This window comes from Gallibacter sp. Marseille-QA0791, from assembly GCF_965119705.1.
In the GTDB taxonomy this organism is placed as follows: domain Bacteria; phylum Bacillota; class Clostridia; order Peptostreptococcales; family Anaerovoracaceae; genus Lentihominibacter; species Lentihominibacter excrementipullorum.
In genome coordinates, this window is the sequence record NZ_CBCPMH010000001.1 from 2,134,685 (window position 1) to 2,151,425 (window position 16,741).

Genomic DNA, 16,741 nt, shown 5'->3' on the forward strand with positions numbered 1-16,741 from the left:
CAGTGTGATACGAACGGATTTAGCTGATTCTCAAATAAGAAGCATCATTTTATATATAGCTGAAAATTCGGAAGTGATTATCACAAAAAAGTTTCAGAAGATTTGCAGTTTGATACCTTAAAGCCTGAGAAAAAACAATTTTCATAATGTGATAAAATATTATTAATTCTGTTCGGAAAGAGGTTTTGGCAATTGTGTAGAAAAGAAAGGGCAATACAAATTTTAAGCAAGCAAGGTGTTCGTTTCTGCGAACATACGTGAAAATTCTCAAAGTGATTATAAAATCAGGTGTTTTGACGTATCATACATAATTTACAGCAAAAATATCGCTTTTAAACTAACCATTTTACCTGTTTGAATGGGCGATGTCAGAGCTGAATATTTGTGATATAATGTATGATAATACTAACAGATATGCAATGAGGTATTGACAGATGATGACGAAAGGAAGGACAATGTTAGCAAGCAAGCAAACAAGGTGTAACGTTGTTCTTTTTTTCTATTGGGCTGAAATTTGCACAAAACAGAAGGCGTATTCCATCCGTTTTTCATACGAATGAAATACGCCATTTTGCATTGTTCAAAAGAAGACTGAAGGAGGAAATTTATGAAATGCAAACCATTTAATCGAGCATTGACGGCATTGCTGTCGCTGATGCTTATTGTCAGCTTTCTGCCGGCAACGGTATCTGCGGCTGAGAATAATCCGACATCGCTTACAATAGGCAATGTGGTAGTGGATACGTCACAGAGTGGTTACTGGACAACAGATGATTCTGGTGTGCTCACGGCATCTGACGAGTCAAATTACAATGTATATTATGACGCAAACGGAACATTATACCTGAACAATGCAACGATTTCCGGCGTAAGCACAACAGTCTACGGAGCGGGTATTTGGTTTAAAGGTGGAGATCTGGTGATTAATCTGGAAGGAAATAACAAGATTAATGCATCTTCGAATAATGGCTACTCAGCAGGAATTTTTAATTCGTATGATTTCAAATATGGACTTACGATAACAGGAGGCGGTTCTCTTGATATAGGCAGTTCGGATGCTAATAGTTCTGCATATGCAATTTTTATTGCCAAAGACATCACACTTGATAACGTAAATGTTACTGCAAGTACCGGTAAAGCTAATAATACAAGAAATGAAGTAATCCGCAGTGAAGCAGGAAGCATTTATATCAGAAACAGTACCATCTATGTAGAGTCACCCGATAATGACACCGTGCCATACAGCCGGGGACTTATGGCAGGGAACGGTCTGGAAGGCATAAGCGTTACGATTGAAAACAGTACGGTAACGGCTCTCGCAGGAAACGCAAGGAGCGACAGTACTGCGATTGAAGCAAATGATGTAATTATAAAAAACAGTTTTGTGATTGCAGACGGTAAGCATTATAGTATCGGAGCTTATGATGGCGTTGATTTTACAGATTCGCTGATTCATCTGACCGTAAGACAGGATAATGCGGATGAATCTTCTGTATTCGGAAATTATACCCTTTCGTCTGATTATACTGTAGGTTCAGATGAAATTATGAATGTGGAAGGAAACAGTGTTTTAACAGTAGGCGAAGGAACATCATTGATAAATCAGGGGAGAATTGTAAACAAAGGAACGATTCAGGTAAATATAGGAGGTACATACAGCGGAGACCAGCCTGAGACAAACAAAGTAAAATATGAGATTGGATGGGATACCGATGGCGATGGTACTGCTAATGAAAACAGTTTTTACGAATATGGAGCATCACTTATCTACAATGGTCAGACACCATCTAAAGAGGGAGATGCACAGTACAGCTACGAATTTACCGGCTGGAGTCCTGCAATTGCCGATGGAACGACAGTCAGCTCGGCTGCTCTGTATTCCGCCATATTTACTCCCGTATTAAATCATTACACGGTTACACTGCCGCAGGAAAAAGGTTATAGTATAAACTATACAGGAGATACCAGCATACCGTATAACGGGGACTTCTCCTTCACGGTTGATTTTGACGAAGGTTATTATGCCGGAGAGGATTTTGCCGTCAAGGTAAACGGGGCTGTAATCCAAAGCGATGGCAATGGAGTTTACAGCATTACAGGCATTGTGGAGAACAAGCGTATAACCGTTGAAGGCGTCGAGAAGACGATGACTGATCCGGCGCAAACAGAAAATGAGTCTGCACAGACCGGCGATGACAGTAACATGCTTCCTATAATCGCAGTCATGGCTCTCGCGGCGGCGGGAGCGGCAGGCATCGGGATAAGCAGGAGGAAAGAGCAATAAGGGATTTTAGTATTGTATGAATATAATCAGATATATCGATTATAGAGTTATAAGAGGAGCGCAGCGATCATTGGCTGCGCTCGTTTCTTGTTCGCCCGCCATGGGCGGGCTCTAACGGGTGAAAGTCCCGAGTGCGCGTAGGCAACGACGAAGCACATAGCTGAACAGCAAGGGTGTTCACCGTGAGGTGAAATCTGAAGGAAGCTGTAGGCAAACCTCTGACCTGACGGACAGAAACCACATATAAGGCTGGGAAATACGGATAAGACGGCAAGAAACATCGAAGTCCAAAAGTTGCTGGAAGTACCAGTAAATGTGGCAGGTATATGGAGGGAAAGAGTCCGCACCTTAAGCGGGGAGGTCTCACAGGCGGTCTCATTAGCCGTAGTAACAACGAACTGTGAGAAGTCAGCAGAGGTCGTAGTAGTGAAGAAGTTCCTGTAATGGGGATGGAGCGAAGGACCGAACAATCAATCAGTTGAAGTACGTTCCACTTCGTAGCCGGAGCAAACGCCTGTCGATGACATCAAAGGCGGCAAAGGCAAAAGGGGCAGAAAGGAAACAACGCATGGACACAAGAAGTCTCATGGAGCAGATAGTGAGCAATGATAACCTCAATGCGGCATATCTGCAAATCGTCAGAAACAAAGGAGCGGCAGGCGTAGACGGGATGACCGTTGAAGAGCTTGGCGCATATCTTGCGGAAAACGGCGAAAACATCAGGAAGCAGCTGCGGACAAGGAAGTACAAACCGCAGCCAGTTAGACGGGTGGAGATACCAAAACCAGATGGAGGGACAAGAAACCTTGGAATACCAACGGTAGTTGACCGGTTTGTACAACAGGCAGTAACACAAGTACTCACGCCAATCTTCGAGGAGCAGTTTCACGAGCATAGTTATGGATTCAGACCGAATCGGTGTGCGCAACAGGCAGTGCTGAAAGCATTAGAGATGATGAACGATGGGCATAGCTGGATAGTGGATATCGACCTTGCAAAGTTCTTCGACACGGTAAACCATGACAAGTTGATGACGATTTTCGGACGGACAATAAAGGACGGAGACGTTATCTCAGTGGTAAGGAAATTTCTGGCCAGTGGAGTGATGATCGATGACGAGTATGAAGATACAGTTGTCGGCACACCACAGGGAGGGAATATATCGCCGCTGTTGGCAAATGTCATGCTGAACGAGTTGGATAAAGAGCTTGAGGCAAGAGGGTTGGATTTCGTGCGCTATGCGGACGATCTGATTATCATGGTAGGAAGTAAGCAGGCGGCGGAGAGGGTAATGAAAAGTGCTACCCGATTTATTGAGGAAAAGCTGGGATTGAAAGTAAATGCTGAAAAGAGCAAGGTGGACAAGCCCAAAGGAATCAAGTATCTCGGATTTGGATTTTACTATGACACATTAGCCAAAGGATATAAAGCCAGACCGCACCCGAAAGCAGTAGCGAAATTCAAAGCACAGATGAAGAAGCTGACATGCAGGAGCTGGGGAGTGAGCAACAGTTACAAAGTGCAGAAACTGAACCAGCTTATCCGAGGATGGATAAACTACTTCAAAATCGGGAGCATGAAGGGATTATGTGAGCGTTTGGACAGAAACATACGCTACCGTCTGCGGATGTGTATTTGGAAGCATTGGAAAACACCGCAGAATAGGGCAAAGAACCTGATGAAGCTGGACGTACCCCGCTGGGCGGCATACAAAATTGCCTACAGTGGAGACCGTTATGCGAGGCTTGCGCATAACGGCTGGGTACATAAAGCGATAAGCAATGAAAGACTAACCACATTTGGGCTAGTCTCCATGAGTAATTACTACGCCGAAAGGCGTGTCATATGTTAAGTTGGTTGAACCGCCGCTTGCGGAACCGCATGAGCGGTGGTGTGAGAGGTCGGAAATTCCCCAATCAGAGGAATTTCCTCCTACTCGATTTGGGGAACACCCCGCCAGTACGCACAATAAAATCAGCAAAACGGTAATTTTAATCCTCTTCATCCGAACCCCTTTCTGGCTGTCATGGCCTGCGCTGTTTTTCTATGTAGAGCTGGTACAATCCCATGCGTGATTTTACACCTGCTTTCTCATAGATCGCCGCGATATGCCGCTGACAGGTTCGCCGGGATAGATACAGTCCATCTGCAATCTCCTGAATACTTTCCTCTGAATTGACCAGCTTGTCAAATACTTCGGTTTCCTTGGGCGTAAGAATAAACAGCTCCGACAAGAGACGGAACGCTTCCTGAGGGTCCAGGTCTGTCGGGATATCCTTGGGGGTGCCGGATGAAACCGGCATCCAGGCTGTATAAAGATAGATGACTACGCTGACGGCCACAAACAGGACCAGTGCCAGAATGATGGATGCCATGCCATTGCTGTCAGAAACAAGCAGCGCTACAGAGGCGTTGGTAAGCAAAGCGGCGCTCACGTTATTCATGGCGCGCCCCATACCGGCCCACAGCGCTGGCGTGGGCATATGGCGGGCAAAATCCAGAAAGCTGGTGGTGAAGAATACCACAAAAAATCCAGCCGAAAGATAAAATACGATCAGGCCGATCAAAAACGGGCCGCCCAGCTTGAGTACTACCACACAGATGACGGACATCAGCATGACGCAGTACATCATCATGGCCATAAATTTCCGCTTTCGGATATCAAAAAGAAAGCCGGCAGAAAGGCCGCTTACCGCCAGCAAAAGCCGCGGCCATTGCCCGATGTCAGTGCCTGCTGTATGATGCATGGTGACCGCGTTGTCCAGCGTACTGAAGATACATGCCATCAGGATGACAAGCAGTGCAAGGAGTCCGCCGGCGGCGATCTTCTTTCGGGTTCCCTTCCCATCATCCTCTATGGCGGGGGACTGGAGTTCTTCCGCTTCTGCGTTTTCCTGGCGGCAAAGCCTTTCTGCCTTCAGCAACAGCGCTAACGCTACAAGGGCAAAGAGTGAAAGTATCAAGGCTTCCGCAGTTTCCAGATCCACAAGATTGTTATTTAGAAACTGCAGGAAGATCCCAAGGGCATAGGAGACACCAACCATACGCGCCAGATGGGTGCAATCCCTCGCCAGTTTGAAAAACAGGTAGTGGGCCGCGCTTCCCAATATCCCCAGAAACAGGAACAATGTCATTCCGGAGAGCAGAGTGGACGAAAAAGAAACATGTTTTTGAACCAAAAAATTGCATACTGCCGCTGCTAGTGCAAGGATAAAAAGTCCAACGATTTGTACCCGCCTTTTCAAAAAGCGATGAAACAGCGGATAGAGCAAAAAACCGACAGCGCTTATTCCTAACGCGTAGTTTTGCGCAATCACCGTTTTTTCTTCCCCTGCCGTAAGCGAGATCATATTCACATATAGGTACTCGGCGCCAAGAAATAGAAAAGTAAAAATACCAAGCAGCAGAATCGCATAAATGGATTTTGGATTTGTGAAGCTTTTCTTTATTATTACCATACGTCCCATTCCACTCCCTTTCTCCGCAATGGTACAGCTATAGATTATTATACTATAAACGGCATGGATTTTCAACGATTTCGGTCGGTTAGAGACTTTTTTCGCTCTTAGTTGTCAAGACATTTGTTACACTTTGAGAAATACTCCGCTACTACCTGATCAGGGCTTTTGAAGTTCAATACCGTCTTCGCTGTGCTGTTATATTTCTTCTCGTGTCTCGCTACTTTCTTCTTAAGCTCTTTCTCACTTGTGAATACTTCTCTGCCATACAGGATCTTCCCGTCTTCTCTGTGACTTCTCTCTACCTTCCCATTCTGCCATGGCGAATACGGTCTCGTCCTCTTAAGCTCCATATTCAGCTTTTTTACCGCTTTTTCAAACGCACTGTCCTTTTCCGTCTTATCATCGTCATTTACGAATTCCGGCCCGTTGTCTACCTGGATAGTCTCTATCTTGAATCCCATTCTCTTTCTCAGGCTCTTTATGAATTCCTTTGTCTCGTATGTGCTCTTCTCTTTTACTATCTTCAGCACTCGCTTCCGGCTGTATTCATCTATCGCCGTTATCTGATAATACTTATCTCCGTAACACGGGAACCTTATACATTCCTGAGGTACATATTTGATATCTACCTGCACCTTCTCTCCCGGGTATGTCCCCTGCATGTTCTCATATTTCGTATAGCTTTTCTTCTTTCTCTCTACTTTTCTGTATCCCCTGTTTCTTATCTGTCTGCACATGCTTTCAAAACTTCGGCTATATCCTCTGCTTTGACATCTTACATATACTTCTGCAAGACCATATCGTCCGTTTCTTCTAAGCATGTTCTTTATCAGCTTCAGTTCTTCTTCCGTATGCGCGTTCGGGCTGCGCTGAGGCCTCCTGGACCTCAGCGCAAGGCTCTGAACGCTTCCATCGTACTTTTCCAGTTGTCTATATACAAACTGCCTGTAGGTATGATATCTCCTTGCAGCCTTTGTTACGCCATGTTTTAAAGCATATTCACATAAACGCTGGCGAAATCTCATTTCTTCGGTTATACTTTTCATGAGAGATACTCCTTACTGATACTTGTTTTTTTGGTTGAAAACTATTGTATCAAAGTATCTCTCTTTTTTTATTTATTTCTGTAACATATGTCTTAGCACATTACATTCGGTCGGTTAGAGACTTTTTTCGCTGACGTTTTTGCGGAATATACAATCCTTCCTGTTTGACCTAAACCAGGGATTCTCCTGGATAAAACCGTATATTTTTGGAGCTGCGTTCCGCATCCGGGAACTACCGTTTTTTTGCGCCCGCACATGCCGTTTTACCGCAGCCACACGGTGTAGCCGCGGTAAACAAGGAAATATCCTGAATGAGAGAAGCTGTCTAGTAGGTGATATTGTGGACGTAAAAATAAATCAGCAGGCCACCCAGCCCAGCGCCGCTTATCAGGCTTGCCCACGTCCAGAATAAAGACAGCAGAAGCCCCAGGAAAATAAACACGCAGAACACCACGACAAAAGCGTCTCTCTGGAAGAGCATGATGAATTTGATACAGGCGATCACAACCCCTACCATCATAACGAGAGCCCCAAGAAGAGCCAGAACAAAAACATACACACCCGCCATCTGGAGAATTGAGATCAAGATATTAAAGCCAAGACCTATCCCCGCGATCAGGCTGCCTACTTTGATGAGGCTGTCACGGGTAGCGCTGAACGCGTCAAAGAAAAATGACCCATTCTGCGCTTATGTAGTACGATGTGGAAACTGCCAAGCTAATAATGGCGGTGAGGGCAGTGAGGAACCCACCGATGGCGCCAATGAGATGGTACGGCCTGAACCTTGCATACATACGATATATCCCCTTTCTGATCCTGCGTTCCGAAAAGGTCAGCTGAAGCTTTTTGGACATTCTGTGTCCTGGCCGGCCTTCCATCATGTGAACTTTTCGTTTTTTATCATAGCAGGAAGCTGGTGTTTTTAACAGGCCGTTTTAGCGCCAAACTAAAAAAACACTGTGGCGCACCTGCGCCATTTTGAGAAACGAAGCTTTGAGCGGAAAATTGAGGCCATCCACCCTGTACAGAGTGTAATACCTCTTAAGTTTACAGGACGTAGCAGGCCGCCTGTCATGATCGGCAATCCCTTTTGCACAATCAAGGTGTTTTGGAATTTTCACACAAAAAATAGATTGGCGCAGGTGCGCCACATAATTTTTGGGAAATTGGCGCTAAAGCGACCTGCACAAATCCCGAAAAAGGCGCTACAGTAAGAACAGCAAAAAACCAAGGATGGAAACGCCGTCTACATCGTTCTGTTGGCCGCGATACCGGTGGCTGTCCTGCTGGCGCTGCTGCTTGTATTCTTATACAGGAAAAAGCGGAAGGCACAGGATAACCCGCCAGCCGGAGGAAAGGATCCGTCCGGACCGGACGGCGGAAATACCAAAAACTGATTCTATTTGCAAAGGAGAGAATGAAGATGCTTCGAAAAAAGAGTTTGCTGGCGCTGCTGCTGTCCTTATGCATGGTGGTAGGAATACTGCCGGCGACAGTGTTTGCGGCAGGCGCAGGTATGCCCCAAAACATACGATGGGCAGAGAGCCCTAAAAGCATGGTACAGTGGGACGCGCCCTCGGGCGGCGGCCAGTATCAATACGAGCTTCGGTTGAAGCTCGGCGAGACAATAATTGACGGTCCCGATTTGACAGTACAGAGATATCATCTGTTTAATGGCAGCCTGATGACGGAGGCTCGCGAAAAATACACAGTTGAAATAAGGGCGAGAAGCTGCATCATTGTCGGAGAGTTTCCCAACGAATACGTTACCAGCCCAGGAGAATGGGGTGACTGGGCTACACTTGAAGGCTCCGGCGGCGGAGAGGGGTCTACTCCCCCCATGAACACAGCTTCGGCGGCTGGAAAAATAATGGAACCCAGCATTGGAAAGAATGCAGCTGCGGAGAGAAATCTGAAGTGGGCAACCATACTTTCGGTGATTGGACGATAACAAAGGAGCCTACCACAACCGAAACAGGTTCCAGAGAACGTACCTGCTCCATCTGCAAATATACGCAGACAGAGACGCTGCCGGTTCATACGCACGATGTTCACGATGAAGCATGGAAATATGACGAAACCCAGCACTGGCAGGAATGCTCCTGCGGTGAAAAGCTCAATGTGGCAAACCATACCTACGGCGATTGGAAAGTAACCAAAGAGGCCACCGAGACTGAAGCGGGTTCCAGAGAGCGCGGCTGTGCGGTCTGTGAATATGTGCAGGTTGAAATCATCCCGGAGATCGGGCATGAGCACGGCATCCATGATGAAACGTGGAAATATGACAAAACCCAGCACTGGCAGGAATGCTCCTGCGGTGAAAAGCTGAATGTGGCAAACCATACCTACGGCGATTGGAAAGTAACCAAAGAGGCCACCGAGACCGAAGCGGGCTCCAGAGAGCGCGGCTGTACGGTCTGCAAATACGTGCAGGTCGAAACCATTCCGATGCTTGAACATGAGCATGGCATCCATGATGAAGCATGGAAATATGACGAAACCCAGCACTGGCAGGAATGCTCCTGCGGTGAAAAGCTGAATGTGGCAAACCATATCTACGGCGATTGGAAAGTAACCAAAGAGGCCACTGAAACCGAAGTGGGTTCCAGAGAGCGCGGCTGTACGGTCTGTGAATATGTGCAGGTTGAAATCATCCCGGAGATCGGGCATGAGCACGGCATCCATGATGAAACGTGGAAATATGACGAAACCGACCACTGGCAGGAATGCTCCTGCGGTGAAAAGCTGAATGTGGCAAACCATACCTACGGCGATTGGAAAGTAACCAAAGAGGCCACTGAGACCGAAGCGGGCTCCAGAGAGCGTGACTGCACGGTCTGCGACTATGTGCAGACTGAAGCCATCCCTGCAACAGGAACCGGAGAGCCAACGGATCCTACTGACCCGACCACTCCTACCGACCCGACTGAGCCAACCGATCCAGCCAAGCCCGAACAGCAGGGCAAGCCTTCTGGGCAAACAGAAAGCCCCCAGACTGGGGACGGCAGCGATATGGCGCTGTGGATCGGCCTGATGATGGCCTCCTGCGGCGGCGTGCTGGGGATGCTGTTCTACAGGCGGAAAAAGGCGGCGGCCGGGAAATAAGACTGAGAGATAAAACAAAACCGGCAAAAGCGCCTGCGGGCGGGCTTCGTGCAAAAACCACAGCCCGCCCCGGCGCAGCCGGTATCTTTTTCAAGAAGGGATATCCCTTCTATCCTTTGATATCTACCAAAGGATAAGCAATCTTATTTGACAAGGAGGAAAAATACAATGCAAGCAAAAAGGAAACTGACGGCGTTGCTGCTTTCCCTGTGCATGGTGTTGGGAATGCTGCCCATGACCGTGTTTGCGGCGGATGCGCCGGCTGCTCCGGGAGATTTAAAGCGGGAGTGGACAAACAGCGGTTTGAAAGTCAGCTGGAGCCAGCCGGAACCCATCGGAGAGCTGGAGATCTTTGAGTATGAAGTGTCCCTTTTCGTCGATGAGAATCTAAAGGAGAAAGAAACGGTTCGCCAGGCTACTGACTATACCTTTAAAACGTTTGGGGATTTAACAGAACCCACAAACTTTCGCGTGGAGGTGAAAGCGCGGGAAGCTATTTCCGGCACCGGCGATCGGGGTAATCCGGCGAGCTTTGATGTGACGGAATGGACTGAGTGGAGCAGCGCGAGCAAAGAGACATTCGTTGAAGACGACTCACCTAAGGTCAACACGGAGATCATTAAGCATTATACGGGAGTTGTAGATGTGGCTTTGCCCGGCAGCGACCAGAAGCTATACAAGGAGGGCATAGAAGCTGCAGATGATGCTGATATAGAAGCCATAATAGATCTGCTCTATGCCTATTTCGAGGAGAATAAGACAACGGTTCCTGAGCTGGCGAATGTCACCAGGGATAACCTGATGGTCAAAACGGTGCTTGAGCGCATTGAGTCATCGAGAACAGTAGGGTCTATAAACACTGAGGGAAGACCTGTGGTAGTGGTACATGAGGTGGTGGATAAATATTACGATCTCAGGCTGGTATACAAAGAGCAGCACGAGCATGTCTGGGCGGAAGACTGGATCAGCGACGGCACACATCACTGGAAAGCCTGCACGGCAGAGGGCTGCGCCGAAAAAGACCAGTACGGAGTGCATCAGATAGCAAACGGGGTTTGTACGGTGTGCAAGGCTGAAGTAGAAACATCCGGGGTACAGACGTATGCGGTAAAGGTGAACGGCGTCACCGTCACCAGCGCCAACGCCAGCGACATTCTGGGTGATGCCGACGGTGACGGCGCCACGGCGTACTATGATCCGGCGGTCAACACCTTGACGCTGGATAACGCCCAGCTGACATCCAGCGGCTTCGGCGCTGTATGGGCGCAGGAAGAGAACTTTACCCTTGTGCTGAAAGGTGAGAATCAGATTACCGGAGAAGGGGACTTCCCTCACTCCGCGGTTTATTCCCACGGGGCTATGACGGTCAAAGGAAACGGAAGCCTGACCACCAGCGGCACCTATTTCGGCCTGTTTGGCAACAATACCATTACCATTGAAGACGGGGCGTCTGTAGATCTTACCGTTGACTTTTCCAGCGACGAGCAGGATCAGCCATATGCCGCAGTCAGAGCAATCGGCGGACTGACGGTGGACGGCGCGACGCTGAATGCGAAGAACAATGCAACTCAGGATGCCGGTTTCGGCACTCCGGGCATTAATACTGACCTTACGGCGATTAACGGAGCGAAGGTGAATATTTCTTCCGTAAACGATCACGGCATCTGCGGTGATGTCATCGTCAGCGGAGCCGGAACCGTAGTAAATGCCTCTTCTGCAAGCGGCGAGCACTATGGTATCTTTGCTGGCCAGGAAGATATCTTTGGTGAATTGGGCGGCGATCAGAAGGGGATCTTCACCATCTCCGACGGAGCGGTTGTCACTGCCAGCGGCGGAAAGGGCGCCATGCGCTGGAAACCTGACTTATCTGGCTACACCGATCCTGTTGTAGCGGCCGGTGATTCTGCTGCGGCTGAGGAAATTATTGGCGATCCTGCCGGCACAGAGTATCAGAACGAAAAATATGTGCAGGTTCGTTCCTCTTTGGAGCCGGTTGAACCCACTGAGCCAACGGATCCTACTGACCCAACGGATCCTACTGACCCAACGGATCCTACTGACCCGACCACTCCTACCGACCCGACTGAGCCAACCGATCCAGCCAAGCCCGAACAGCAGGGCAAGCCTTCTGGGCAAACAGAAAGCCCCCAGACCGGGGACAGCAGCGATATGGCGCTGTGGATCGGCCTGATGATGGCTTCCTGCGGCGGCGTGCTGGGAATGCTGTTCTACAGGCGGAAAAAGGCGGCGGCCGAGAAATAAGGCTGAGAGATAAAACAAAACCGGCAAAAGCGCCTGCAGGCGGGGCTTCATGCAAAACCTGTCCCAGGCAGCCGGCAGGAAAAATTTTTAGAAGGGGCGCCCCTTCTATCCTTTGCTTACACCAAAGGATAAACAATCTTATTTGACAAGGAGGAAACAATCATGAAGCGAAAAATACTTGCAGGTTTGCTGACGCTTTGCATGGCGGCGGGAATGGCCGTACCGGCAGCCGCAGCCACTACGCCTGCTGAACAGGAGCAGGGCGCGGAGGGACCGCAATACACCATTGAAGAACACGTTTTGAACAAAGGAAATGACTGGAATATAAGCGACGAGCTGATTATGCCCGGTGAGACATTCCGTACCGAGGGAGACTACGACTTCGACCCAAATGGTTGGGGTAATTACGATTTGGATGGAAGGCTGGACTATCAGAGGGATGTAATGATGGCCAACGTGGAGCTCCTTTTGAGCAAGCCTAGCTCCGGATTTGAGTTCGATTGGGAATACCACAGCCAACTGATAACGAGTACGCCCGATATTTCAAAGCTTACCGCTATTCCGGAAGACTTTAATCTGACAAAAATCGCCTATGATAGAGGAGACCTGGATGACCTTCTGAAAGATGAAGCGTGCACGGAGGATACCCGGGAGCAGTTAAATACATTGATGGAGACAACGAGGGAAATTAACACAGGCTATATCAACGAAACCGGCCTCCCTATGGTTCTTAGATCGGTTTCCGGCGGCAGCACGAATAACGAGGGAGATGGGTTTGGCGGCCCATATGGCCTGCACCATGTCTATGATGCGAAATCTACTACTATGGCAGGAGCTACCGTTGCCTTTTACGAGCCTTATTACGAGTTGAGTTATAAAATTACGGGTTTCTACGGAGAAGAGTTTACTGCGGAGGAACTGGAACAGTTCCCGAAAGGCTATTATATGCAGCGCGAGGCGCAGCAGCTGGTGCTCCCGAATATTGTCAGGCCCGGATGGCATTTTGGCGGATGGTACTACGGACTTGGCATCGATGAAAGCGATATCGTAGTGGAGGGCGGAAAATCCATCATAACATTTGATTGGGAAAATAACCTTTCTAAATGTAATTCTATTGAGAGACTCACTGAGTTAACAGCACATTATACGGAGGGTCGAACCGTGACTTTCAACCCAAACGGCGGAAAGTTGAAGGACGGGGATGCGCCTATCCGTGAAACCGACTGGAAGGATGAAGAGGAGAGCAGGTTTTTCGACATCGGTGAAGTTGTTCCTGTGCGTGAGGGCTATGCCTTCGTCGGCTGGTGCACATCTCCCGACTGCACGGACGAAAGCCTGATTACAGATACGGCAAGCGACAATTGGATGGATAATAGCTATGATATGCAGGTTTACGCAAAATGGGAGAAGGCCGTTACCGAGCTGACCGACTCCGACACCAACGTTTCCATCTCCCTGACCGACGGTGTGCCGGAGGACGCGACCCTTTCCGCTGATACTATCGCGCAGGAAAGCGTACTGGAAAGCCGTCCGGAGCTGAAAGAGGAGCTGCCGGGCCTGCTGTCCATTTACGACATCAGCGTCCGCCAGAATGGGGAAACCCTTGAAATCAAGGACAATCCCATGACGGTGAAAATCCCGCTGAACGACCACCTGAAAGGCTACAAATACTATCAGGCGGTGTATCTGGGCGACCCATTGGAACGCTTTGACGCGGTGGTGGAAGGAGACTTCCTCGTGTTTGAAACCGACCATTTGAGCCAGTACGCAATCCTTGGTTCCAACACGCCGTTTGAAACCAGCGAAAAGCCGACCGACCCCACCGACCCAACTGACCCCACTACTCCAACAGATCCCACCGATCCGGCTGGGCCGACTGACCCGACCACCCCGACAGACCCCGCTGACCCGGCTGACCCAACCGACCCAGCCAAACCCGAACAGCAGGGCAAGCCTTCTGAGCAAATAGAAAGCCCCCAGACCGGGGACAGCAGCAATATGGCGCTGTGGATCAGCCTGATGATGGTTTCCTGCGGCGGATTGCTGGGGATGCTGTTCTACAAACGGAAAAAAACAGCGGCCGGGAAATAAGGCTTAAAGATAAAACAAAACCGGCAAAAGCGCCTGCGGGCGGGCTTCATGCAAAAACCACAGCCCGCCCCGGTGTAGCCAGCGTTGTTTTGCAGAAGGGATATCCCTTCTTTATGCTTTGGTCTTCACCAAAGCATAAAGAACTTTAACTGCGGCAAAGAAGGTTATTCGTTCCGCCCTGGCTGCCTGAACCGGCGCGCCGGGGAACGGATGGCATAGAACACAGAGAAAAAGGCGGTGACACACCAAAAAGAATGATCAAACCTGTATATTCACATAAAAGTTATCTTGAAAGGAGAAAAATCAATCATGAAACTAAAGCGCAAACTTCTTGCAGGACTGCTGACGCTTTGTATGGCTGTTGGAATGGCTGTGCCGGCGTTTGCGGCGAACGGCCCCTCGTCCGGGGACATGAGCTCCGCATGGGTGCAGCTGGTTCAGGGAGAAACAGGCAAGTTTCTGTACTCAAACAGCGGCAAAGTTGACACTGTGGAGGGCGCTGTCTATGACAAGGCTACCAACACCATCACCCTGACAAACTACAACCACCCGGAAATGACCCTTGCCACCAACGAGATGGGCGACGATTTGAAGCTTCATCTGGTGGGTGACAATCATATCGCCGAACTGGTTGTATGGGGCTTCGGCTGGGGCGGCAATCTGGAAATTACCGGAGACGGCTCCCTGACCATCAATGAAAACAAAACGTCTCAGACTGCGGCGATCCGCTTTATGGCCGAGGGAACACAGGGTCTGCTCAAGGTCGGCTCAAACGCTTCTGTGACAGCGTATAAGAGCGCAGGTGAAAACACTTATTCTGCGGCCTTTGTATCGACAACATCCTCAACCCTTCCCTTCACAGGTAATCTGGAAACAGAGCTTGCCCTGACCGCCAATTCCGGCATCGAGGGGGAGACCACCGAAAGGGAAAATGTCATATTTGAAAGTGGATATGTTGCTCAAAACTGGAAGGTTCTCACCAAGGGCGAGGACGGAAAGAAATACGGCGTTAGTTACGGAACAATCTTAACCGGCAGCGATTTAACAAACGGCAAGCCTGTGGGCTATATCCACGAGCTGGTGAAGGTGGAAGGACTTCCTAGCCAAAATGAATATCTTGCCGTTCAAATTGCTACCGTTGACGGACTTGAAAAGGACGCTCTGCCTGAGGGATATACCGACTCAGGGGAAACCATCACCGCCAGAACAGGCGATATCAGCTCTATGACAGTGCTGATCAAGGACGGGCAGAAGTTTTATTGGGGAGGAGACCCGAATCAATCCCAGTGGTTGGTCTATCAGACCGCCGTTGATAAAGTAACTGCGGAGGATTGGGGTCAGACAACCCTGACAAAAATTGTAGTGCCTGTGGCTGGAGAAGGCGTCAGCGGTGCGACCGAAGAAGATATTCCGGCAGGCTATACCACCAACGTGGTAAAGACCGGCATGTATAGCTACTACTGCACCAATGATGTGATCAAAGTATCCCCGTCCGGGACTTCTACCGATCCGGGTGTCAAGAATCTGACTGCTTCCGATACCGGCGTTTCCATCTCCCTGACCGACGGCGTACCGGAGGGTGCAGAGCTTTATGCCGACACCATTGCACAGGAAAGCGTGCTGGGAAGCCGTCCGGAACTGAAAGAGGAGCTGCCGGGCCTGCTGTCCATTTACGAGATCAGCGTTAGAAAAGACGGTAAAGCTCTGGAAATCAAGGATAACCCCATGACGGTCAAAATCCCGATGAACGACCACCTGAAGGGCTACAAATACTACCAGGCGGTATATCTGGGTGACCCGCTGGAACGCTTTGATGCAGTGGTGGAAGGTGACTTCCTGGTGTTTGAGACTACCCATCTGAGCCAGTATGCTATCCTTGGCTCCAACACGCCGTTTGAAACCAGCGAAAAGCCCGAACAGCCTGGCAAGCCTTCTGAGAAAACAGAAAGCCCCCAGACCGGCGATAACAGCAATATGTTCCTGTTGGTCGCTCTGCTGTTTGCCAGCGGTGGTGTTCTGACCGTGTTGGGTGTTACAGACAAGAGAAAAAAGAAAGGGATCACTAAATAACATTGACAAACCCGAAATAGCATTATGATAAGCGGGCAGTGACCGAAAGACTGTCACTGCCCGTTTTCAAAAAACTCGATGTGAATATATGCTGGAAGTGAACATTTCTCGCTTTCGCAAAAAGCAGTCACGCAAACTGATTGAAAATTGAAAGGTTAAAGATAAAGGTCGGTGACGGTAAATATGTCTCCTGAAAAAAGAATAGACAACCGGAGTCACTCTCCAGCATGATTTTAAGACGCTCAGCAAGAAATTACTTGCTGAGCGTTTTTCTTGTTCGCCCGCCATGGGCGGGCTCTAACGGGTGAAAGTCCCGAGTGCGCGTAGGCAACGACGAAGCACATAGCTGAACAGCAAGTGTGTTCACCGTGAGGTGAAATCTGAAGGAAGCTGTAGGCAAACCTCTGACCTGACGGACAGAA

Annotated in this window: 10 protein-coding genes; 7 read left to right on the forward strand and 3 right to left on the reverse strand. The window is 49.1% G+C overall.

The window, feature by feature from the left end; genetic code table 11:
* Nucleotides 1–607 precede the first annotated feature (607 nt).
* Nucleotides 608–2,284 carry an LPXTG cell wall anchor domain-containing protein gene (locus ACQY69_RS09845; protein WP_428260350.1) on the forward strand — a complete coding sequence of 559 codons (1,677 nt, stop codon included), beginning with the start codon at nucleotides 608–610 and terminating at the stop codon, nucleotides 2,282–2,284.
* Nucleotides 2,285–2,852: 568 nt separating this feature from the next.
* Nucleotides 2,853–4,136, forward strand: coding sequence for a group II intron reverse transcriptase/maturase (gene ltrA / locus ACQY69_RS09850; protein ID WP_428259086.1), 1,284 nt, complete (start codon nucleotides 2,853–2,855; stop codon nucleotides 4,134–4,136).
* Nucleotides 4,137–4,308: 172 nt separating this feature from the next.
* Here ltrA and ACQY69_RS09855 read toward each other — a convergent pair whose 3' ends face one another.
* The 3 genes from ACQY69_RS09855 to ACQY69_RS09865 form a co-directional block, all read right to left on the reverse strand.
* On the reverse strand, nucleotides 4,309–5,751 hold the full coding sequence (locus ACQY69_RS09855; protein ID WP_428260351.1) for a response regulator transcription factor: 1,443 nt from the start codon (nucleotides 5,749–5,751) through the stop codon (nucleotides 4,309–4,311).
* A gap of 98 nt (nucleotides 5,752–5,849) precedes the next feature.
* Nucleotides 5,850–6,791 (reverse strand): DDE-type integrase/transposase/recombinase, encoded by a 942-nt coding sequence (locus tag ACQY69_RS09860; RefSeq protein WP_428257570.1) that lies wholly within the window; start codon nucleotides 6,789–6,791, stop codon nucleotides 5,850–5,852.
* A gap of 325 nt (nucleotides 6,792–7,116) precedes the next feature.
* A complete protein-coding gene (locus ACQY69_RS09865; RefSeq protein ID WP_428260352.1) occupies nucleotides 7,117–7,311 on the reverse strand; it encodes a hypothetical protein in 195 nt (64 codons plus the stop codon).
* A gap of 903 nt (nucleotides 7,312–8,214) precedes the next feature.
* Between ACQY69_RS09865 and ACQY69_RS09870 the strand changes: the two genes are divergently transcribed.
* The 5 genes from ACQY69_RS09870 (at nucleotide 8,215) to ACQY69_RS09890 (ending at nucleotide 16,319) form a co-directional block, all read left to right on the forward strand.
* Complete coding sequence (locus tag ACQY69_RS09870) at nucleotides 8,215–8,742, forward strand: hypothetical protein (protein ID WP_428260353.1); 528 nt, start codon at nucleotides 8,215–8,217, stop codon at nucleotides 8,740–8,742.
* Nucleotides 8,709–9,896, forward strand: coding sequence for an LPXTG cell wall anchor domain-containing protein (locus ACQY69_RS09875; RefSeq protein ID WP_428260354.1), 1,188 nt, complete (start codon nucleotides 8,709–8,711; stop codon nucleotides 9,894–9,896). Before ACQY69_RS09870 ends, ACQY69_RS09875 begins: the two co-directional genes overlap by 34 nt.
* Nucleotides 9,897–10,064: 168 nt before the next feature.
* Nucleotides 10,065–12,158 carry an LPXTG cell wall anchor domain-containing protein gene (locus ACQY69_RS09880; protein ID WP_428260355.1) on the forward strand — a complete coding sequence of 698 codons (2,094 nt, stop codon included), beginning with the start codon at nucleotides 10,065–10,067 and terminating at the stop codon, nucleotides 12,156–12,158.
* 162 nt (nucleotides 12,159–12,320) lie between these two features.
* Nucleotides 12,321–14,249: an InlB B-repeat-containing protein gene (locus tag ACQY69_RS09885; protein WP_428260356.1), complete on the forward strand. Its 1,929-nt coding sequence runs from the start codon at nucleotides 12,321–12,323 to the stop codon at nucleotides 14,247–14,249.
* 309 nt (nucleotides 14,250–14,558) lie between these two features.
* On the forward strand, nucleotides 14,559–16,319 hold the full coding sequence (locus tag ACQY69_RS09890) for an LPXTG cell wall anchor domain-containing protein (RefSeq protein WP_428260357.1): 1,761 nt from the start codon (nucleotides 14,559–14,561) through the stop codon (nucleotides 16,317–16,319).
* Nucleotides 16,320–16,741: the final 422 nt, after the last annotated feature.